We start from the raw sequence: 19826 nt of genomic DNA on the forward strand, positions 1-19826 counted from the left end.
CGAGCGGCTGCTGACATTTTCTGACAGGGTGCTCTGATAAGCTGTGCCACTTTCTTTTTTTGATGGGCTCAACGTGTCGCGTACCACTCGTCTACTGACTTTGCTCCAGGCTCTGCGGGGCAAGAAGCGTCCGGTGACCGCTGCCGTACTGGCGGCGCAGTTGGAGGTGTCCGAGCGCACGCTGTATCGCGACATCGCCGAATTGACCGCGCTGGGCGCGCCTATTTTTGGCGAGGCCGGAGTTGGGTATGTGTTGCGCAGCGGGCTGTTTTTACCGCCCTTGATGCTCAATGCCGAGGAAACCGAAGCCATCGTGCTTGGTCTGCGCTATGTGGATCAGCGTGGCGACGATGTCTTGAGCCATGCCGCGGCCAACGCCTTGGCAAAAATTGCCGACGTGCTGGACCCCGCCGCCCAGGAAGCGTTACGCAACCCGACGCTGCTACCTGGCCCGCCAGGGTTCGGCTACCCGGAAAACCGCGTACCGCTCAATGTGTTTCGCGAAGCCATTCGCAACCAGGCCAAGCTGCACATCGATTACGCCGACGCGAGCCAGACCCAGAGCCAGCGGCTGATCTGGCCCCTGGCGCTGGGTTTTCTCAATGAGGTGCGGGTGATCGTAGCCTGGTGCGAACTGCGTGACGCGTATCGCACCTTTCGCACCGATCGCGTGGCTGCCGCTGAGTCCCGCGGCGAGCGCTATCCGGGGCGCCGCAGTGATTGGTTGCGGGGCTGGCGCAAGTTGATGGAGCAGCAGCATTCCTCGCCGTTCACTCCTGACAAAAACTGACACAGCCCTGGTTTAGCATGGCGTCATAAATCATCACAAAGGAGCTGTGCCATGTCCCACGCTGATCTGGCCCCGGCCATCGCCGCCTACATTGCGGCAACCAATGCCTGCGACACTTCGGCCGTCGCCCATTGTTTTGCTGACGACGCCAACGTGTTCGATGAGGGCGCGCATCAGGTCGGCACCGCCGCCATCGCACGTTGGATGGAAGACACCGCGCAGCGTTATCAGCCCAGGGTCGAAGTGCTCAACGTGCAGCATCGCACCGGCAAGGTATTGGTCAGCAATGTGGTTTCCGGCAACTTCCCCGGCAGCCCGCTGGAGCTGCGCTACACCTTTCGCTTGAACGAACAGGGCAAGATTTCACGGTTGGATATCTCCTTGTAAGTCATAATGGCGCGCATGACTTTCGACTCGCCGCTCGCCGCTTATCAATACGCCACCACCCAACTGGGCTTCGTCGCCGACGATGCCCAGCGCCGTGCGGTGGATGCCCTGCAGACCTGCCACCAAGCCTTGCACCAGGGGCGCTCGCCGATTCTCGGGGTTTACCTCTGGGGCCCGGTGGGCCGGGGTAAAACCTGGCTGATGGACCAGTTTTACCTGAGCCTGCGCGTGCCTGCGCGGCGCCAGCATTTCCATCACTTCATGGGTTGGGTACACCAGCGTTCGTTCCAGCTCACCGGCACCCATGACCCGTTGCAAGCGCTCGCCCGTGAGCTGGCCCAAGAGGTGCGTGTGCTGTGTTTTGACGAGTTGTTCGTCAGTGACATCGGTGATGCTATTATCCTTGGCCGTTTGTTCCAGGTGATGTTCGAAGAAGGCGTGGTGATGGTCTGCACCTCCAATCAACCGCCCGAACAGCTTTACGCCGGTGGCTTCAATCGCGAGCGTTTCCTGCCGGGCATTGCGGCGATCAAGCAGCACATGCACGTGGTGGCGGTGGACGGTGGTGAAGACCATCGCTTGCACCCGGGTGTCGGCGTGCAACGTTATTGGGTCGATCAGCCGGATGCGCTGGCGGCGGTGTTCGAGCAATTGAGCGAAGGCCAAGCGGTGCGCCATGGCCCGATCAGTGTCGGTCATCGCTGCATCGTGGCGGTGCAGGCCAGCGACACGGTGTTGTGGTGCCGGTATGCCGACCTGTGCGAGCAACCTTTGGCAGCGATGGATTTCATGCTGCTGTGTGATCGTTTCAAGGCGATCCTGTTGGGTGAGGTCCCCAACCTGAGTGCACAAAAGCGACCGGGACGGATTGCCCGAGGCACCGAGGACGGTGTCCAGCGAGTAGCGGCCGGTGATCGCGAATTGCCCGAGTTGTCAGTACACGATGACAGCGTGCGGCGCTTTATCGCTCTGGTGGATGAATGCTACGACCGCAAGGTGCCGCTGTTCATCGAGGCTAAAGTGCCGTTGGAAAGCCTCTACACCGAAGGCTATCTGGAATTCCCTTTCCGACGAACCTTGAGTCGCTTGCAGGAAATGCAATTGCAGCGCTTTGGGGGGTAGGAAAAAGCCTGGTGCAAGTCCTATGGCTGCTTTTGATGTGGGTAACCTTCGCGCCTTCTGGCAGCTATTTGTAGTTAATCTCCTTCATCTAGCGCCTGCTCCACGCTTACAATCGTCCTCCTCAAAGGGAACTGATTCCCTTGTTTGTCGTTATCGAGGACGGAAATGGATACCCCTGAAATCCTGGTGCTGCAAGCCAGCTACACCAATCCTGTGCATGCCGAGGCCATTGCCCTGCTGCTCAATCATTACGCTGAAGACCCAATGGGGGGCGGCCACAGCCTGCCCGCCGACCTGTTGCAACAACTGCCGGCTGAACTGGCCAAGCGCCCGCATGCGTTCAGTGTCCTGGCATTCGTGGGCGGCGAGCCTGCGGGATTGGTCAATTGCTTTGAAGGGTTTTCCACCTTCGCCTGTCGTCCGTTGGTCAATGTCCACGATGTCGCCGTGATGAATCGGTTCCGGGGCCTGGGGCTGAGCCAGAAAATGCTGCAGAAGGTCGAGGAAATCGCCCGTCAGCGTGGCTGCTGCAAGATCACCCTGGAAGTGCTCGAGGGCAATGCTGTGGCGCAGTCGGCGTACCGCAAGTTCGGTTTTGACGACTCGGTATTTGATCCGGCCCATGGGCGTATGTTGTTCTGGAACAAACCACTGTAATAAGGCACAGGCAAAAAAAGGCGCCATTGAATGGCGCCAAGTTAACCTTTGCCAACAGAGCGGATTGGCACAGGGTGATGCGAGTTAAATAAAAGTTAACTTAACTTTTAGGTTGTGCCTCGGTGCTGGATTGATCAGCTGTGTCGCGCTTTAAAGTTTTACCGTCAGCGGAGGCAGTTTGTTCATTGCTGCCGTGGAATTTCTGCTGCGTGAAGGTGAAGTTATTGTAGAACTCCTTCGAGCGCTCCGAGCCGCCTTCTGCAAAAGCCGCCGCGGAAGTCAGGGTCAGCAGGCCGGCAAGCATAAAAATCGAGGGTTTCATCAAGGTGTTCCCATTCAGTGTGGTCGGTATCCGCTCGGTCCTTGATCAGATTCATGGGGCGATTGTGCGGGCAGCTTATTAAGTGGGTATTAACGTGGGGAACTCCCGAAGTTAACAATGTTGTTAACTTCGGTGGAGGGTGGTTAGAGTTTCCAGTCGAGTGCCAAGGTTATCGAGCGCGGGTCGCCCCAGTACACGCCATTATAAAAGCCGACGCGTTCATAATATTTTTCATCGAATAGATTATTGACATTAACCGAAGCCGAAACATGCTCGTCGAACTGGTAGCGCGACATCAGGTTGACCACGGTATAGGCCTGTTGGGTGATCTTGGTGGATTCGGTGAGCAGGTAACCCTCTTGGTCCCGGCCGCCGATCGGCCGCTCGGCGAAGTCGTAGAAGTCGCTCTGCCAGTTCACCGCGCCGCCCACCGTCAACCCGCGCCATTCGCCCGGTAAACGATAGGCTGTCGACACCTTCAGCATATTCATCGGCTGGCCAGTGTTGTTGCGTTGTTTATCGCCGTTGAGCGAATGGGTGTAGGTGTAGCCCGCCGTGAGGTTCCAGTCCGGCATGACTTCGCCGGACACCTCCACTTCAAAGCCCTGCACCTTGTTGCCCTTGCCACCGGATTTGTAGAACTGCTCGCGGGTGATCGGGTCCGGCGGGGCCGCATTGTCGAGTTCGGCGACGTTATCCTGGGTGCTCCAGAAATACGCGGTGGCCAGGTTCAAACGTTCGTTGAGCAGGCTGCCCTTGAGGCCGATTTCGTAGTTACTGCCGACCACTGGTTCGAGGTACTGCTTGCTGGCGTTGCGCTCGTCCTGCGGGTTGAAGATGTCCGTGTAGCTGGCGTACACCGTGTATTCCGGCGTCAGGTCGTAGAGCAGGCCCGCGTAAGGTGTCCACATGTCTGTGTGGGTCTGGCTGGATTTGCTTGAGGCGGTCAATTGATTGTCGAGGTTGTACGTGGGCGAGGCGCTTTCGATTTCCCAGCTGCCATAGCGGCTGCCCAGTACCGCATGCAGCGTGTCGGTCAAGCTCAAGCGTGTGGCGAGGTAGCCGGCCTTTTGTTTTTTGCTGCTGTGTTCGCCCTTGAGGCCGGTGGTGCGGTCGGGGAATTTGCCGATGCCGCCCATGTGTTTCCAGTCTTCGATGGTCTCGTAGCCTTGGGGCGTTGAAAAACGTTGGAAGGGTGACGTGTCGCGCTGCTCGGATTCGCCATAACCCAGCATCAACGCATGCTCGCGCCCCAACAGCGCGTAGGTGCCCGCCAGGTTGAAGTCGACCACATCCATTTTCGAGGTGCCGACCATCTGGTTGGTCCAGGCCGTCATGCCGCTGCCATCGGCATTCGGAAAACCGGCGCCGCCGTAATACACCTTGCCGTCGGTATCGCTTTGCCGATGGGTGTAGGCGGCTTTCAGGCGCCAGTCCGTCGCCAGTGTGTGATCGATGGAGGCGAAGGTGGTCTTGTCCTTCAGGGGCCAGGAGCTCCAGTCGGCCGCGAGGTTGGCCGAGCGCGACAGGCGGGCCTTGCTGCCGTCGCTGTTCCAGTAGGGCAGGGTGCCCCAGGAGCTGCCTTGCACGTGCTTGTTCTGGTAGTCGAAGCCGACGGCTACCACGGTGTCGTCCGTCAGGTCGGCCTCCAGAATGCCGTAGCCGACTTCCCGTTGCAGCGCGTAGTTGTCGCGAAAGGATTGGCTGTCACGGTAAGCCATCACCGTGCGCCCGCGCAGCCGTCCGTCAAACGCCAGCGGGCCGCCCACATCCAGGTAGCTGTAGTAGTTGTCATGGCTGGCGCCGCTGACGCCGGTCTTGGCTTGCCATTGCGCGGTCGGGCGCTTGCGGATCATGTTGACGGTCGCCGAGGGGTCGCCGGCACCGGTCGTCAGGCCGGTGGCGCCGCGTACTACTTCGATACGGTCGTAGATGATGGTGTCCGAGTCGGACTTCATGCGCCCGAACGTATTGAGCATGCCGTCCACCTGGAAGTTATTGATCGAATAACCCCTGGAGGAATACCCGGCCCGGTCCGAATCCAGATGCTGGACCGTCACGCCGGTGGTCTGGCGCAAAGCGTCGGTCAGGGTATTGAGATTGAAATCGTCCATCTGTTGGCGGGTGACCACCGAAATGGATTGAGGCGTTTCCTTGATCGACAGGTTCAGCCGGGTGGCGGTACTCATCGAGCCGGTGGTATAGGCCCCGGTGTGCTCGGTATTGGCGCCCAGGCCTTCGGCGCTGATGTGGGTGCTGCCCAGCTCCAGCGCGGTGGCGGGTGTCTGTTCGGGGTCGGTTTCAGCCAGCAGTTCCGGGCTCAGCGCCAGGCTGAACAGGCCGAGGGTAACGGTCATGGAACGGGTAAAGGGCGCGAACATCGCGGAAGACTCCTTGTCGTCTTTGCGGCCTTCTCAATATGAAAAGGCCTTGGCTCAAAGACGAAAGGAGGTGTGGAACTTTAGGTGTAAACGAGAATGATTGTTATCGTTCTGTTACAAGGCGGTATTTACTTGAGCACCACGTCGGCGTTTTCGGCCGTCTTCGGTTTGATCAGGCTAAAGTCGATCAGCGCTTTCTGCTGGCGCTCATAGGGGTTGCCGATCAACAACGGGCGCGGTTTGAAGCTGTCGCTGACCAGGCTTTTGCTGTGGTCCAGCTCATCGAAATTCAGGCCGGCCAAGTCGGCCCAGGTGTGGATCAGCTGCGAGCTGCTGTAGGGCCGTTGCAGGTCGCCGGCAAATTTCCAGTCGTGGGTTTCGCGCCACTTCGGTGAGGCGTAGGCCATGAACGGGATGGTGTACATCGGCGCCGTCGGCTTGCCTTCGTTGCGGCCCAGGGTGGTGTGGCCGGCGGAGTCGAATACGTCTTCACCGTGGTCCGACAGGTACAGCAGGAAACCGTTGGGGTCGGTCTTGGCGTAGTCCTTGATCAGGCTCGACACCACGAAGTCGTTGTACAGCACCGCGTTGTCGTAGCTGTTGTAGATCGGCAACTGGGCATCGGTGATAGCGTCCGGAACACCCTGGCGATCGGTGAACTTCTCGAAGGTTGGCGGATAGCGGTACTGGTAGCTCATGTGCGTGCCCAGCAGGTGGACCACGATGAGCTTGCGCTCGGCGGGGTCGGTCAGGGCCTTGGCGAAGGGCGCCAGCACGTCACCGTCGTATTGGCGGGCGTTCTGGTTGCGGTTGTTGTTCAGGTAGACCTGCTCGTCGGCCTGTTCGGAAAAGGTCGTGAGCATGGTGTTGCGCTTGGTCATGGTCTGCTGGTTGGTGATCCAGAAGGTCTTGTAACCGGCCTGTTTCATCACGCTGACAATCGACGGCGTCTTGAGGTACAGGTCCGGGTTCTCTTCGTCGGCGAAGGTCAGCACCTGTTGCAGCGCTTCAATGGTGTAGGGGCGCGGGGTGATGACGTTGTCGAACACGGCCAACTGGTCACGCAGCTTGTCCAGCTCCGGCGTGGTATTGCGCGGGTAGCCATAGAGGCTCATGCGTTGGCGGTTGGTGGACTCGCCGATCACCAGCACCAGGGTCGAAGGCTGGCCGGCCATGCTGTCCTTGAGGTTTTTCAACGGCGGGATCTGGCTGGCGCTGGTCAGCATGCCTTGCATGTTGTCCAGTTGCTCGGTGTAGCGGCGGTAGGCGACGATCATCTGCCACGGCACAGCCGGCTCGATGCGGGTTTCGAAGCGGTCGATGGCCAGTTCCATGGTTTCGCTCGTGGCGATCTGCTTGACCAACGGGTAGCCGACGACGGCCAGCACAATGGCTACCGCTGCCAGTATCGACTGGCCGCGCGGCAGGTAAACCGGGCGCAAGCGCGTCCACAGGAAGATGGCGAAGGCGGTGTGGGCAATGAATGCCAGCACGATCCACCAGGCGAAATATTGGGTGGCGTATTCGCCCGCTTCAGAAATGTTCGACTCGAACATGATGAAGATGACGCTCTGGGAGAATTCCTGCTGATAGATGAAGAAATAACCCAGGCTGGCCATGGAGCAAGCCCACAGCACCACTCCGATCAAGGCGGCCAGCAGGCGAGTACGGCGCGGGAATAACAACATCGGCGCCAACCACAGCGCACTCATGAAGAAGGCTTGGCGAAAGCCACTGAAACCGGAAGTGCCGGTCAGTTGAATCAGCAGTTGGGTAATACCCGAGAAGTACCAGAAGAACAGGAACAGCCAACCCAGGCCGGCCCAATCAAAACCTTTCGCAGACGTAGTGCTGCGTTTGAACATCGCCATCCAGCGCTCCAACCCGATAATTTTTCAGCTGACGCGCAGGGACGCACGCAGCAGAGGCCGCCCTTGTGTAAGGCGGCCCTTCGGGCGCGAGTATCGTGAAGGAGATGTGAAAACTTTGTGAGTTTTTTGTAGGAGTTACCTTACAAAACCGCTCAGCAGAGGGCGGGCTGTGTGCTGGAAGGCTGATCCAGCTGGCCTTGCAGGTGCGAGCGCAGGCGCAAGACTTCCTGTTGCAGTTGGTCGCGTTCGGCCTTCAATTGGCGCAACTCGTCGCGACGGATGCTGACGTAGAGGGTCTGTGGCGGGCGGGTCATCTGTGCTGTGCTCATTGCTTACCTCGCAAATAGCCGGTAGATCGCGGTGCCAGAACGCATGATTGGAGGTTCTGGGCATCAGTCGGAAGCAATTCTGGATTCTTTTATGTATCAAGGGAACTTTTTTATTTTTGGCGGTCGTGTGACTTTTGCGGCGGTAATGGTGAAATGCTGGCTACTTTTTCTCATGAAACTATACCGATCCGCTCTGAACTAACCCTCATTAGCCTCATTGCGCTATAAACTATGTCACACATTTTTTAGTAGTTAGGAGCATCAGCACATGCAACTGGGGATTATTGGACTAGGCCGCATGGGCGGTAACATTGCGCGGCGCCTGATGCTCAATGGGCATACCACCGTTGTTTACGACCGTAACGAAGCATTTGTCAAAGGCCTGAGCGAAGAGGGCGCCACCGGCGTTGCCGATTTGAAGGCGCTGGTCGCCGGGCTGCAGAAGCCCCGCGCTGTGTGGGTGATGTTGCCGGCAGGCGACCCCACCGAAAACACCATCAATGAACTGAGCGACCTGCTGGACCACGGTGACGTGATCATCGACGGCGGCAACACCAACTACAAGGACGACGTGCGTCGTGCCAAGGCCCTGTCGGAAAAAGGCCTGCACTACGTCGACGTCGGCACCTCGGGCGGCGTCTGGGGCCTGGAGCGTGGCTACTGCATGATGATCGGCGGCGACGCCGCGACCGTGCAGCGCCTTGATCCGATCTTCGCCAGCCTGGCGCCGGGCCTGGGTTCCATCCCGCGTACCAAGGACCGCTCGGCCGCCGCAGACCCCCGCGCCGAGCACGGTTACATTCATGCCGGCCCTGCAGGTTCGGGGCACTTCGTGAAGATGATTCACAACGGTATCGAGTACGGGATGATGCAGGCGTTTGCCGAAGGCTTTGACATCCTCAAGACCAAAAACTCGGAAAACCTCGCCGAAGACCAACGTTTCGACCTGAATGTTGCCGATATCGCCGAAGTCTGGCGTCGTGGCAGCGTGGTGTCGTCCTGGCTGCTGGACCTGACCGCCGACGCCCTGGCCACCGACCCGAAACTCGAGGGCTACTCCGGCTCGGTTGCCGACAGCGGCGAAGGCCGTTGGACCATCGAAGCCGCCATGGAACAAGCCGTGCCGGTGCCGGTGCTGTCCACGTCGTTGTTTGCGCGTTTCCGCTCGCGCCAGCAGAGCACCTACGGTGACAAGATGTTGTCTGCCATGCGCTTTGGCTTCGGTGGTCACGTGGAGACGTCCAAAAAATGACCGCCAACGGCAAGAAACCCAAGGCCGAACCCGCTCCTCCCACCACGCTGTTTCTGTTTGGTGCCCATGGCGACCTGGTCAAGCGCCTGCTTATGCCGGCGCTGTACAACCTGAGTCGTGACGGGCTGCTGGGCGAGGGCCTGCGCATTGTCGGCGTTGATCACAACGCCATCAGCGATGCCGACTTTGCCAAGAAACTCGAGGACTTCATTCGCACCGAAGCCGCGAGCAAGGTCAAGGGCAATGCCGACAACGCACTGGACCCACAGCTGTGGGCGCAGTTGGCCAAAGGTATCAGCTACGTCGAGGGTGATTTCCTCGACGACAGCACCTACGCGGACATCGCCGAAAAAATCGCCGACAGCGGCACCGGCAATGCGGTGTTCTACCTGGCCACCGCGCCGCGCTTCTTCAGTGACGTGGTGCAGCGCCTGGGCAGTGCCGGTTTGTTGACGGAGAGCGACGATCACTTCCGCCGCGTGGTGATCGAAAAGCCGTTCGGTTCCGACCTGGCCACCGCCGAAGCCTTGAACGCCTGTTTGCTCAAGGTGATGAGCGAGAAGCAGATCTATCGCATCGACCATTACCTGGGCAAAGAAACGGTACAGAACATCCTGATCAGCCGCTTCTCCAACGTGCTGTTCGAGGCGTTCTGGAACAACCATTACATCGACCACGTACAGATCACCGCCGCCGAAACCGTCGGCGTGGAAACCCGGGGCAATTTCTTCGAAAAAACCGGCACCCTGCGTGACATGGTGCCCAATCACCTGTTCCAGCTGCTGGCAATGGTCGCCATGGAACCGCCAGCGGCGTTTGGCGCCGACGCTGTGAGGGGTGAAAAGGCCAAGGTGATCGGTGCCGTGCGCCCTTGGTCCGCAGAGGATGCGCGGGCCAATTCGGTGCGTGGCCAGTACAGCGCCGGAGAGATTGGTGGCAAGCCGGTTCCCGGTTATCGCGACGAAGCCAACGTCGCGCCCGACAGCAGCACCGAAACGTTTGTCGCCCTGAAAGTGATGATCGACAACTGGCGCTGGGTGGGTGTGCCGTTCTACCTGCGCACCGGCAAACGCATGAGCATTCGCGATACCGAGATCGTGATCTGCTTCAAGCCGGCGCCTTATGCGCAGTTCCGCGACACCGAAGTGAATGAGCTGCGGCCCACGTTCCTCAAGATCCAGATCCAGCCCAACGAAGGCATGTGGTTCGACCTGCTGGCGAAAAGGCCTGGGCCGACCTTGGACATGGCCAACATTGAGTTGGGGTTTGCCTACGAAGACTTCTTCGAAATGCAGCCGTCGACGGGTTACGAAACCTTGATCTACGACTGCATGACCGGCGACCAGACCCTGTTCCAGCGCGCCGACAACATCGAAAACGGCTGGCGTGCGGTGCAGCCGTTTCTCGATGCGTGGAAGGAAGACGACGGGATCCAGGCCTACAAGGCCGGTGAAGATGGTCCGGCGGCGGCCGATGCGTTGCTGGCCCGCGATGGCCGTGCCTGGCACTCGCTCGGATGAGTGATACTGCGAAGCATCCCATCCGGTTTGTGTTGAGTGATATGGACGGCACTTTGTTGCGCCCGGATCACACCCCGACCCAACGCACCCTTTCAACGGTTCGCGCCTTGCGTGAAGCCGGCGTGTTATTCAGCCTGGCCAGCGGGCGTCCGCCCAAGGCCATGATGCACATGGTCGAAGCGTTTGGCATCGACGTGCCGGTGGCGGGTTTCAATGGCGGCACACTGGTCAACCCTGACGGCAGCGTGCTGGTCGCGCACCGACTGCCGGCGGAGGCGGCGCTGGTGGCATTGGCGCTGTTTTCCGGCGAGCCGGACGTGGAAGTCTGGCTGTTTGCCGATGGTGAATGGCTGCGGCGCGATCCGCCTGGGCCCATGGTGGCGGTTGAAACCGCTGGCCTGGGTTATGGGCCGCTGGTGGTGGAGAGTTTTGAACCGTACCTGGATCGGGTCGACAAGATCGTCGCCGCCAGTCGCAACACGCAATTATTGATGGAGCTGGAAGCGCAATTGCAGCCCAAGGTGCAGGGCTTGGCCCAGGTCTCGCGTTCGCAACCGATCTACCTGGATGTGACCGCCATGAAAGCCAACAAAGGCGAGGCCTTGAAAGCCTTGGCCGCGCACCTCGGAGTGCCGTTGGCACAGACCGCAGTGATCGGCGATGGTGGCAACGACCCGGCAATGTTTCATGTGGCCGGATTGTCGATTGCCATGGGCCAGGCTGAAGAGCCCGTCAAGCGCCAGGCCGATGTGGTCACCGGCAGCAATCTCGAAGACGGTGCGGCACAAGCGATCGAGCGGTTTATTCTCAAGGTGCCACAAAAAGTGTTCGATACGCCAAGTTAGACCATCGGCGTTTAATACTGAACTTGCGAGCCCTGTCCTTTACAACACAGTGCTCGCAAGTTGCAGTTTCGGATTACTTCGGCATGGCCCAGGACTGCAACTGGTAGCCATCTTTATCGAGCTCGGCGCGCGCCTGCAACAACAAATCTTCCAGTTGTGCCGGGTCGGTATACGCGCTCGACGACAGTTGTTTAGTGCCGATGCGGGTATTGGTGCGGTCGATGACGCTCAGGCTGAGGGCACCGTTGCCATCGTGCCAGGCCACGCACTGGAAGGGTTGGAAAGCACGGTCTGCGATCAAAAGAGCTTCGTTGATGCGGAGCGGGGCGTTCATGTGGGTCTTCTCTCTAAATGCCCAATCAAGTGAGTGCCGTCGGCTGGGCTGACCGTGCGGCGAGTTACTTGTACTGATGCGCGATGGCGGGGTACGGGTCACATGTTAGAGCAACAATTTTCAACTTTCCGTGATTGGCGTCATGTAAGCGGCTGTTTTGAAAGCTGAATACGCGATTCGGCAGGTACAACTTTTTTGCTGGGATGTGACGGTCGAGTGGCTTTTTGCCAAGACATATAGCAAAACGATACAAGGCAACTGTCAAGATTTTGATACTGTAATTGCCGGGCGTCACAAACCTTTGTTTATAAATAACTTTAGCAATTCTGGCGCCAAGGAATAGTCATGATTGTTACACCTGTGCAGCGCCGCTTGCTCGTGGTCGACCCCTGTGATGACTGCTATGAGTTGTTACCGGGTTTGCGTGCGGCGGGGTGGGAGGTGGACAGTTGTTCGTTGGCGGCCGTGGGGGAGCGATCCTGCGATGTCGGCTTGCTGCGCTTGCAGCCGTATCACCTGGAGCGGCCCGAAGCCGTCAAGGAACTGATCAGCCGCAGCGGCGCCGAGTGGATCGCGGTGCTCACCCAAGAGGTGTTGCGCTTGCAGAACGTCGGCGATTTTGTCTGCGAATGGTTTTTTGACTTCCATACCTTGCCGTTCGATGTGTCCAGGGTGCAGGTCACCCTCGGCCGCGCCTTTGGCATGGCACGGCTGCGGGGCAAGGGCTACACCGCGGTGGACGAGCCCGAACATGAACTGCTGGGCGACAGCCGACCGATCCGCGAGCTGCGCAAGTTATTGTCCAAATTGGCGCCCACCGAGTCCCCGGTCCTGATCCGCGGCGACAGCGGCACCGGCAAAGAGCTGGTGGCCAAAACCCTGCACCGCCAATCCCAGCGCCATGCCAAGCCATTTGTCGCGATCAACTGCGGCGCGATCCCGGAACACCTGATCCAATCCGAACTGTTTGGCCACGAAAAGGGCGCGTTTACCGGCGCCCACCAGCGTAAGGTCGGGCGGATCGAAGCGGCCAATGGCGGCACGTTGTTTCTTGATGAGATCGGCGATTTGCCGATGGAGCTGCAGGCCAACCTGCTGCGATTCCTGCAGGAAAAACAGATCGAACGCGTCGGCGGCAGCCAGCCGATCCCGGTGGATGTGCGAGTGCTGGCGGCGACCCACGTCGACCTGGAAGCGGCCGTTGCGAAGGGTACGTTTCGTGAAGACTTGTATTACCGTTTGAATGTGCTGCAAGTGGTCACGGCGCCGTTGCGCGAGCGCCACGGTGACGTCGCCATGCTGGCCAACCACTTTGCGCGCTTCTACAGCCAGGAAACCGGGCGCCGCCCCCGCAGCTTCAGCGAAGACGCCCTGGTGGCCATGGGGCACCACCCTTGGCCGGGCAATGTGCGTGAGCTGGCCAACCGCGTGCGCCGAGGCCTGGTGCTGGCCGAAGGGCGGCAAATCGAAGCCGTTGATCTGGGTTTGCAGAGTCAGCAGGCAATTTCGTCGCCGATGGCTACACTGGAAGACTATAAACACCGCGCCGAACGCCAGGCGCTGTGCGATGTGCTCAACCGGCACAGCGACAACCTGAGTGTCGCGGCCCGTGTGCTGGGGATTTCCCGGCCGACGTTCTACCGGTTGTTGCACAAACACCAGATCCGCTAGGGCGGGTAAACCGAAAAGCCCCGCAACGACCCTTATCGTTGCGGGGCTTTTCCCTGTGCGCGGTTTAGAAGTAGTACGGGAATTTCAGGCTGAAGGTGAAGTCCGGCGCATCATCCGTCATGCCAATGGCCAGGTTCGGCACGATCGTCAGGTTATCCGACGCCGCGATGGTCATGCCCACGTTGAAGTAACCGGCGTTGGCGTCGCTGGAGACCACCGATTGCCAATCTCCGCCGTCTGGCTTGAGCTTGCTCTTGCGTTGGACCAGGTCGGAAACCGAGAACGACATACTCATCTTCTCGTTGAGGGCGAAGGCGACACCGACGCCGAACTGGAAGCTGTCACCCAGGCGGACTTTGCCGCCGACCTTCTGATTCACGTCACTGCTGATATCGTCAAACGAGTCCTCGAAGTTATGGGTATAGGAGAGCGAGCCAAACAACACCGCCGGGTCGAACGTCTTGACCAGGGAAATGCCCGGCGTGACCGACCAGACGCCATTGCCGGTGGGCAGGCTTTCCGGTACGTAGAGGTTGTCGTTGGTGGTTTGCTTGACCAGTTTGATGCCAAACGGCTCTTTACCCGTTGGCGCCTTGACCCGCACCGACACGACTGCATCCGGCAAGTTGGCGGTTTCGTCGAGGAACTTGTAAGCGACACCGAAGTTGACATCGCCGATGGTCGGGTCGCGGGTCACTGACGCTTCCGACGTGGCCTGGGCATTGTTGCCGGCACCGCCGGATTGGTAGGTGGACTCGCGGTAGACCACTGGCACGTTGACGTCGAATTGCCAGCGGTTATCGACGTTGTAGCGTCCGGTCAGGTCCAGCGTCCAGTTATCCGCCTTGATTCGGTCAAGGTTGATATTACCCAGGAAAATCGAGTCCAGAGCGAGGAAACCGTTGACGGTCAACTGACGGGCGTCGTAGCGCGCATAAGTTATGCCGGTTTCGAAGCTGAATTTGCCGTTGCCAAAGAAGCCGCTGGCTTCGTTGTAAAGGTTGCTGACGCTTTGCGCAGGCGCCGAGTCATCCTTAAGCGACTGTCCATAGGAACTGCCGCCGCCACCCGCTCCCCCGGAGGCGGCTGCCGCGCCTGTACCTGCGACGGTGGTCCCACCTTTTTTGAAGTCCGACGGGGATTTTGCCAGACGTTTGGGCGCTGGAGTCGCCGGCTGGTCTTCGACCTGGCGCACCCGCTGTTCCAGCACCGCCAGGGCCTTTTGCTGCACGTCGTAACGCTGTTTGAGTTCCAAGAGTTCTTGTTTGAGCGTCTCGATATCGGCGTCCGGCGCGGCATACAACATGGACGCAGGTAAGAGCGTACTTAAACAAACAACCGCACGTAATGATAGCGATCGATGCATGAAATAAGCCGTCCTTTTTTAATGCGTAAAGTGTCGAGGCTCAGCGTAGTTCAATATCCGAGAGTGCGTAGGCCTTTGAGTTGGTCAAGATTGCAGTTCAGCGCGCCATTGTTCAGGCTGTTGCCCATGACAATGTTGAGCTGGGTCATATTGTTGACAAAATTCGTGTTGCCGGTAAGCACCGTACCTTGCAGTACATTGCCAGCACCGATCTGTTGAAGGCTGTTGCCCTGGTTGTTATTGGCCTGAATGACCATTTGCAAGCCACCGTTCCTGGCCGAAACGGCAACATCGCCTGCCGCACTGCTGCCGGTGACCACGCCTCCGGCGACCAGCACCTGGCCTGATTGCACCAGGTTGCCCGGTGCGAGGCCGTTTTCGGTGACGTTGATGCCGACATTGTTGTAAGCGGTGTTGCCATCGCCGGCCGCACGCACGCTTTGGGTCACGCCTTGGCCGCTGCCCAGGCCCGCGCCGCCGACTACCGAACCGGTGCCTGTGGTCTGGTTGGTGCCCGTGCCTTTGACGCCGACGGTCTGTACGTAAAACTGCGGGGTGATGGTCGTCTTGTCGATCTGCATGCTGGCTTTGCCGGTGATCGAGTCACCCACCGAGTTGGTCCAGGTGCTGCTCATGACGATGCCGAAGCTGATGATCCGCCCCGGCATCACATAACGACCACGCAACTCGGCCATTTCCGAGTCTTTCAGTTCGATAGGCTTGAACCCCGATGAAGCATAAGCGGGCATTGAGGCTGCCAGACACAAGACCGTCAGCCAACGGGAAGTGTTCATCTCTCGCTCCTGGAGCTTCCTGCCCCTAATGGCGCTTCTTAGAAGAAGTCGCTTTGGATAAAACCGAAGTCCATCAGCTCGGCATCGCCCACGGGTCTGAATTCATTCAGTTTGTTCTTGGCACTGAGAGGGGTAGGCGGGTCAAGCAGGACATTGGCCTTGTCATAACCTTCGCCCAACACCGCAAATACGATGCCATTCCAACCCTTGACGAAATCGTCGCGCGAATAGCGTTTGTGGCCCAGCACCGGGTCGCCGATGTATACCCAGTCCTTGTCTGCGCGTTGCATCACCACGAAGTGCTTGTAGCCGCGGATTTCCAGCAGCACCACCACAGGGATCTTCACGGTCACCAGAGTGTCTGGTGCGATCTTGTAGCCCCGGGCACGCATGCCGATGCTTTCGAGATAGCGCTTCATGTCCAGCATGGAAAAACCCTGGGTGCGTACCAGGTTCTGGTCGGCGTTGACCAGCATGCCTTTGATGATGTGTTCTTCGTCGACGTCCAGCCAGTAGGCTTGACGCAGGATGGTGGCAAGTGCCGCAGCACCGCAGCTGAAATCGGTTTTCTGTTCCACCAGGTTGGCGAACCGACGCTCACGGATACTCTCGACCTTTTTATAGATGACTGCACCGCCGGGCATGGCGGAGATCGCCATCGTGCCTGCCCATGTTGGGCCGGTGAGCAACATCAGGAGGGTGAGGGTCGCGAGGCGCATGATCGAATGACCTGTTGGACACTGGAAATTAAAAAGGGCCTTGTTGCCAAGGCCCCGTTGGATCAGAAGCGAACGCCGCTGGCGCAGCTGCTGCAACCCTGACCGATGGACAGGCTGTTGCTGCTTTGGTTGCCCAAGCCCGACTGCAGGTTTACGCCTACGTTGCCGGAGTTGCTGTTAACCGAGTTGTCGAGGCTCGAGTTGTTGGACACATACTGAGGTTTGCCGCCATAGCCATGGCCATAACCGTGGCTGGTAGCCGCAGTGTTCAGGTAGCTGTTGCCGAGCGAGTTTTGCTCGGTGTTGGCCGCTGCCGCGATATTTTTGCCGTCAGCGGTAGTGATTGCCATGTTGTTTTTACCCTGGTTGCCTTGACCGGCCTGGCCGTTGTAACCCAGGTTGCCAGAGTTGCTGTTAAGCGAGTTGTCCAGGGAGGCGTTGTTTTGCGTGCCTTTGTTGGAGTAGGTGTTCAGCAAGCTGTTTTGATTGACATCGACCACGGCGAATACCGACGCGAAGTCGCCTTTGGCGCTGGAGATGGCAGCAGAGTTGTCTGCTTGGTTGCCACTGCCAGCCTGGACGTTGACCCCAGTGTTACCACTGTTGCTGTTTACCGAGCCATCGGCCGAAGCGTTGTTTTCGGTTTTGGTGTCGTCGAACTTGTTGCCAGCGCTATTTTGTACGTCTGTCACAACAGCGGCCACAACCCCGGTAGGTTGAGGGGCCGGATGCCAGCCACCACCATTTGCTTGTGCAGCAGCAGCCATCAGCGCGGCCAGAGCGAAAACCATTGGTTTCAGAGCCATTTGAGGTTTCATGGTGTTTCTCCTTGCTTCTAATTTAGTTGGTTAAGTGTTGGTACGGTCTAGCGAGTACTACCAAGCATTTACTTGATAGTGATGCCCAGGGTGTTAGCCACTCGGTTCCCCACCCCTGCACTCTGGTTCACCTGAATCACTCCTCGGCTGCCTGTGAAGGCCTGGTCGCTTGTGACGACCTGGCGACTGCCAGTGGTAGGGGTGAACCCTGAGTCGGTTGCCAGCGTCGTCGTGTTCTGCTGCAACAGGACGCTGTCGTCGATGCTTTGCGGGCCAGGGTTGATGCTGACCCGCACGGCATTGATTGATTGGTTATTCGCCCCGGCTGTCTGGTTGATGCCCAGCATGCCGTTGCCATTGGTAAAAGAGGTTCCTGCGATCGCGGCCTTGGCGTTCAGCGACGGGTCGACCTTGCCGTTCAGGTTTTGGATATTGACGGTGGTGGCTTGTCCACCCAGTGTGATGGCACGGTTGTTGGCTGTTTGCTGTTGGATGCCGGCCGACTGGTTGATCGAGAAGTTGCCGTTGTAGTTTTTTCCGCTGTTGTTGATCACCGCGGAGTCGTCTGCCCATGCAGTGGCGCTGCTCAGCAGGGCGAGGATCAGAAGAGTGCGATTCATTACTTGCCCCCCATCATGTTGCCAATGTTGTTCAGGGGGGCCATGCCGCGCTGGATCGAGTTGCTGATCTGGCCGCCCATGCTGCTGCCCGCGCCGTGGCCGGCCGTTGCACCGGTACCCAGTGTCGACATGCTGCTTTGCGTGGAGGTCACGCCAGACAAGTTCCCCGCAGTCTGTATGGAACGGGCGATGCTCGAGCCACTGCTGATGCCGCCGATATCCAAATCGCTGAGTTCACTTGAGGTGGCACTGTTGATTTCTCTGCTGGGATTGGCGTTGGCGGTGGTGGGGTAGGGGTCCGGACCGAACGATGCGCGACCGTACATATGACCTTGCACTTCACGCCCGGTCACGATGACACCGTCGGCAGCAAAGCTCGGAACGCTGACGCCGATGCTGAGTACACAGCTGACCAGCAGTACATTCATCGAACCTTGAGTGAGTGTGATCACGGCGGCATTCCTTTTTCGTTGCGCTGACCCTAAACAGCGCTGTAAGGAATAGAGCAGAAGGCGTGCCGCTTTTGTTTTGTTGTTGTTAATCAGATAGATATGAAACATAGCAGGCTAAGTGATGGCCATGCTGTTTCAGCGCTGATACACCGCGCCGATGCCAGCCCGATGGCCGGCCCGCAGGTCATGCTTTCGGGAGGTTGTATCAGTGATGTAACACTGCGTATGACAAAACGATGAAGCCGCGCTGTCAGGGCCGCTCAGAGGAGGAGGGTGTTTCAGAAATGGACACTGCGGGCGCAATCAGGCCCGCAGGGACAGGCAGAAGCTTCAGCCCTTGGGCGCTTTACGTGGGATGGAGTTGAGGACGGGATTGCCATCCTGGTTCTGGGTCAGGTAGACCGGCAAAACCTTGGGCAGGGAGGGGACGAGGTTGTTGACCTCGCTGATGTTATAGATGCCGCCGATGCGGATCGTTCCGGTGCCGATATCGGCCAGCATCACGGGTTTGTTCAGGTAGCGGTTGATCAATGGTAACGCGTCGGCCAGGGCCAGGTTGTCCAGGACCAATTTGCCCTGGCGCCAGGCGAGGGCGCTGTCGTTGGGGTTGATCGGGCGCACGCTTGGGGTGGCATCGCCTGGTTGATAGCTGGCTTGCATGCCTGGAGTCAGCGGCACGCTGCCGTGTGCCGGGTCGCTGGAAATCTGCACCGAGCCTTCGAGCAGCATCACCCGCACCTGATTTTCGTATTTCCACACGTTGAATTGGGTGCCGGTCACGCGCACCTGTCCTTCACCGGCCTTGACGACAAACGGATGGGTGCTGTCATGGCTGACCTTGAAAAACGCCTCGCCCTTGCTCAGTGTGACCCGGCGCTGGTCCTTGTAATCGGCGTAGACCAGTTCGGTGCCCAGGTTGAGCTCAACCTGGCTGCCATCGGCCAGGGTGACCTGGCGCAGGCCATTGCTGGCTTCGAACCGTTCATAGGCAGTCGGCAACCAGCCCGCTTCCCAGCCGGTGAACGCCGCCAGGGGCAGCGCGGCCAAGCACACTGCGGCAGCCACCGCGTAATCGCGCAGCCGGCGACGCGGTCTGAACGGCGCTACGAGCGGCGCATGGCGTGGCAAGTGATCGGCCACGTCCCAGATTTCCAGCATCGCCGCGTATTCGAAGGCATGCAGCGGATGAGCATCGTGCCATTGTTGAAAGGCCTGTCGTTCGTCCGCCGTGCAATCACTTGCATGCAAGCGCATGCACCAATGCGCGGCGGCGTCGGTGATGGCGTCATATTCGGCTTCTAAAGCAGACTTTTCGGTCATTAATTCATCCTGATTTCCCACATTCTAACCTCCCGAGACCGGGGGCGAGAACAGCCTTCATGGCAATTGCGCATCAATTGAACTTTTATTCTCGTTGGGGCACGCCCAAACAGGCTGGTGATGGAGTCGCGACACACCGTAATGGACGGCGAAGCGCGTCAGGCAGTAGATAACTCAAGCGCCCGTTGACAGCAGGCACGGGAGGCGTTGTTTAATCGTCGGTCTGGATTCTTGTTGTCTCTTCCAATTACAAAAT

At 58.9% G+C, this 19826-nt stretch carries 20 protein-coding genes; 8 read left to right on the top strand and 12 right to left on the bottom strand.

What is annotated here, in order from left to right:
• The first annotated feature begins 73 nt into the window (after positions 1-73).
• The 4 genes from PverR02_RS13645 to PverR02_RS13660 all read left to right on the top strand — a co-directional run bounded on the left by PverR02_RS13645 (position 74) and on the right by PverR02_RS13660 (position 2956).
• Entirely contained in the window at positions 74-790 is a 717-nt protein-coding gene (locus PverR02_RS13645) for a helix-turn-helix transcriptional regulator (protein ID WP_026140198.1), read from the top strand.
• Between the two features lie 51 nt (positions 791-841).
• Positions 842-1177, top strand: coding sequence for a nuclear transport factor 2 family protein (locus PverR02_RS13650; RefSeq protein WP_017848377.1), 336 nt, complete (start codon positions 842-844; stop codon positions 1175-1177).
• Positions 1178-1192: 15 nt separating this feature from the next.
• Positions 1193-2299 (top strand): cell division protein ZapE, encoded by a 1107-nt coding sequence (zapE, locus tag PverR02_RS13655; RefSeq protein WP_057005263.1) that lies wholly within the window; start codon positions 1193-1195, stop codon positions 2297-2299.
• Between the two features lie 165 nt (positions 2300-2464).
• Entirely contained in the window at positions 2465-2956 is a 492-nt protein-coding gene (locus PverR02_RS13660) for a GNAT family N-acetyltransferase (RefSeq protein WP_017848379.1), read from the top strand.
• Between the two features lie 100 nt (positions 2957-3056).
• Here PverR02_RS13660 and PverR02_RS13665 read toward each other — a convergent pair whose 3' ends face one another.
• The 4 genes from PverR02_RS13665 to PverR02_RS32205 form a co-directional block, all read right to left on the bottom strand.
• Positions 3057-3278 (bottom strand): hypothetical protein, encoded by a 222-nt coding sequence (locus PverR02_RS13665; protein ID WP_046383157.1) that lies wholly within the window; start codon positions 3276-3278, stop codon positions 3057-3059.
• 143 nt (positions 3279-3421) lie between these two features.
• Positions 3422-5659 carry a TonB-dependent siderophore receptor gene (locus tag PverR02_RS13670; RefSeq protein ID WP_046383158.1) on the bottom strand — a complete coding sequence of 746 codons (2238 nt, stop codon included), beginning with the start codon at positions 5657-5659 and terminating at the stop codon, positions 3422-3424.
• A 128-nt stretch (positions 5660-5787) separates the two neighbouring features.
• A complete protein-coding gene (locus PverR02_RS13675) occupies positions 5788-7530 on the bottom strand; it encodes a phosphoethanolamine transferase CptA (RefSeq protein ID WP_079443636.1) in 1743 nt (580 codons plus the stop codon).
• 152 nt (positions 7531-7682) lie between these two features.
• A complete protein-coding gene (locus PverR02_RS32205) occupies positions 7683-7859 on the bottom strand; it encodes a DUF6026 family protein (protein ID WP_155678519.1) in 177 nt (58 codons plus the stop codon).
• A 268-nt stretch (positions 7860-8127) separates the two neighbouring features.
• Between PverR02_RS32205 and gnd the strand changes: the two genes are divergently transcribed.
• Genes gnd through PverR02_RS13690 form a run of 3 tightly spaced genes read left to right on the top strand, consistent with a single transcriptional unit; the run spans position 8128 to position 11476 of the window.
• Entirely contained in the window at positions 8128-9111 is a 984-nt protein-coding gene (gene gnd / locus PverR02_RS13680) for a phosphogluconate dehydrogenase (NAD(+)-dependent, decarboxylating) (RefSeq protein WP_017848384.1), read from the top strand.
• The gene (gene zwf / locus PverR02_RS13685) at positions 9108-10631 is read left to right on the top strand and encodes a glucose-6-phosphate dehydrogenase (RefSeq protein WP_046483711.1); all 1524 of its coding nucleotides are present in this window, start codon (positions 9108-9110) and stop codon (positions 10629-10631) included. The genes gnd and zwf overlap by 4 nt, the downstream gene beginning before the upstream one ends.
• Positions 10628-11476: a Cof-type HAD-IIB family hydrolase gene (locus tag PverR02_RS13690; protein WP_079443637.1), complete on the top strand. Its 849-nt coding sequence runs from the start codon at positions 10628-10630 to the stop codon at positions 11474-11476. The genes zwf and PverR02_RS13690 overlap by 4 nt, the downstream gene beginning before the upstream one ends.
• A gap of 73 nt (positions 11477-11549) precedes the next feature.
• Here PverR02_RS13690 and PverR02_RS13695 read toward each other — a convergent pair whose 3' ends face one another.
• Positions 11550-11810 carry a hypothetical protein gene (locus PverR02_RS13695; protein WP_017848387.1) on the bottom strand — a complete coding sequence of 87 codons (261 nt, stop codon included), beginning with the start codon at positions 11808-11810 and terminating at the stop codon, positions 11550-11552.
• Positions 11811-12155: 345 nt separating this feature from the next.
• Between PverR02_RS13695 and PverR02_RS13700 the strand changes: the two genes are divergently transcribed.
• Complete coding sequence (locus PverR02_RS13700; RefSeq protein ID WP_079443638.1) at positions 12156-13481, top strand: sigma-54 dependent transcriptional regulator; 1326 nt, start codon at positions 12156-12158, stop codon at positions 13479-13481.
• 64 nt (positions 13482-13545) lie between these two features.
• Here PverR02_RS13700 and PverR02_RS13705 read toward each other — a convergent pair whose 3' ends face one another.
• The 7 genes from PverR02_RS13705 to PverR02_RS13735 all read right to left on the bottom strand — a co-directional run bounded on the left by PverR02_RS13705 (position 13546) and on the right by PverR02_RS13735 (position 19570).
• Complete coding sequence (locus tag PverR02_RS13705) at positions 13546-14847, bottom strand: hypothetical protein (protein WP_026140201.1); 1302 nt, start codon at positions 14845-14847, stop codon at positions 13546-13548.
• 50 nt (positions 14848-14897) lie between these two features.
• Complete coding sequence (locus tag PverR02_RS13710; protein ID WP_046383163.1) at positions 14898-15641, bottom strand: hypothetical protein; 744 nt, start codon at positions 15639-15641, stop codon at positions 14898-14900.
• Positions 15642-15679: 38 nt separating this feature from the next.
• The gene (locus PverR02_RS13715; RefSeq protein WP_017848391.1) at positions 15680-16360 is read right to left on the bottom strand and encodes a C39 family peptidase; all 681 of its coding nucleotides are present in this window, start codon (positions 16358-16360) and stop codon (positions 15680-15682) included.
• Positions 16361-16422: 62 nt separating this feature from the next.
• Positions 16423-17178, bottom strand: a complete 756-nt coding sequence (locus PverR02_RS13720) for a hypothetical protein (RefSeq protein ID WP_079443639.1) — start codon at positions 17176-17178, stop codon at positions 16423-16425.
• 68 nt (positions 17179-17246) lie between these two features.
• Positions 17247-17798: an adhesin gene (locus PverR02_RS13725; protein WP_079443640.1), complete on the bottom strand. Its 552-nt coding sequence runs from the start codon at positions 17796-17798 to the stop codon at positions 17247-17249.
• Positions 17798-18250 carry a hypothetical protein gene (locus PverR02_RS13730; protein ID WP_026140202.1) on the bottom strand — a complete coding sequence of 151 codons (453 nt, stop codon included), beginning with the start codon at positions 18248-18250 and terminating at the stop codon, positions 17798-17800. The genes PverR02_RS13725 and PverR02_RS13730 overlap by 1 nt, the downstream gene beginning before the upstream one ends.
• Positions 18251-18580: 330 nt before the next feature.
• Entirely contained in the window at positions 18581-19570 is a 990-nt protein-coding gene (locus PverR02_RS13735; RefSeq protein ID WP_046383165.1) for a FecR family protein, read from the bottom strand.
• Positions 19571-19826: the final 256 nt, after the last annotated feature.

This window comes from Pseudomonas veronii (assembly GCF_002028325.1).
Taxonomy (GTDB): domain Bacteria; phylum Pseudomonadota; class Gammaproteobacteria; order Pseudomonadales; family Pseudomonadaceae; genus Aquipseudomonas; species Aquipseudomonas veronii.

Coding starts and splice junctions, on each gene's coding strand:
- PverR02_RS13650 (WP_017848377.1), top strand. CDS start 842: ATGTCCCACGCTGATCTGGCCCCGGCCATCGCCGCCTACATTGCGGCA.
- zapE (WP_057005263.1), top strand. CDS start 1,193: ATGACTTTCGACTCGCCGCTCGCCGCTTATCAATACGCCACCACCCAA.
- PverR02_RS13660 (WP_017848379.1), top strand. CDS start 2,465: ATGGATACCCCTGAAATCCTGGTGCTGCAAGCCAGCTACACCAATCCT.
- PverR02_RS13665 (WP_046383157.1), bottom strand. CDS start 3,278: ATGAAACCCTCGATTTTTATGCTTGCCGGCCTGCTGACCCTGACTTCC.
- PverR02_RS13670 (WP_046383158.1), bottom strand. CDS start 5,659: ATGTTCGCGCCCTTTACCCGTTCCATGACCGTTACCCTCGGCCTGTTC.
- PverR02_RS13675 (WP_079443636.1), bottom strand. CDS start 7,530: ATGGCGATGTTCAAACGCAGCACTACGTCTGCGAAAGGTTTTGATTGG.
- PverR02_RS32205 (WP_155678519.1), bottom strand. CDS start 7,859: ATGAGCACAGCACAGATGACCCGCCCGCCACAGACCCTCTACGTCAGC.
- gnd (WP_017848384.1), top strand. CDS start 8,128: ATGCAACTGGGGATTATTGGACTAGGCCGCATGGGCGGTAACATTGCG.
- zwf (WP_046483711.1), top strand. CDS start 9,108: ATGACCGCCAACGGCAAGAAACCCAAGGCCGAACCCGCTCCTCCCACC.
- PverR02_RS13690 (WP_079443637.1), top strand. CDS start 10,628: ATGAGTGATACTGCGAAGCATCCCATCCGGTTTGTGTTGAGTGATATG.
- PverR02_RS13695 (WP_017848387.1), bottom strand. CDS start 11,810: ATGAACGCCCCGCTCCGCATCAACGAAGCTCTTTTGATCGCAGACCGT.
- PverR02_RS13700 (WP_079443638.1), top strand. CDS start 12,156: ATGATTGTTACACCTGTGCAGCGCCGCTTGCTCGTGGTCGACCCCTGT.
- PverR02_RS13705 (WP_026140201.1), bottom strand. CDS start 14,847: ATGCATCGATCGCTATCATTACGTGCGGTTGTTTGTTTAAGTACGCTC.
- PverR02_RS13710 (WP_046383163.1), bottom strand. CDS start 15,641: ATGAACACTTCCCGTTGGCTGACGGTCTTGTGTCTGGCAGCCTCAATG.
- PverR02_RS13715 (WP_017848391.1), bottom strand. CDS start 16,360: ATGCGCCTCGCGACCCTCACCCTCCTGATGTTGCTCACCGGCCCAACA.
- PverR02_RS13720 (WP_079443639.1), bottom strand. CDS start 17,178: ATGAAACCTCAAATGGCTCTGAAACCAATGGTTTTCGCTCTGGCCGCG.
- PverR02_RS13725 (WP_079443640.1), bottom strand. CDS start 17,798: ATGAATCGCACTCTTCTGATCCTCGCCCTGCTGAGCAGCGCCACTGCA.
- PverR02_RS13735 (WP_046383165.1), bottom strand. CDS start 19,570: ATGACCGAAAAGTCTGCTTTAGAAGCCGAATATGACGCCATCACCGAC.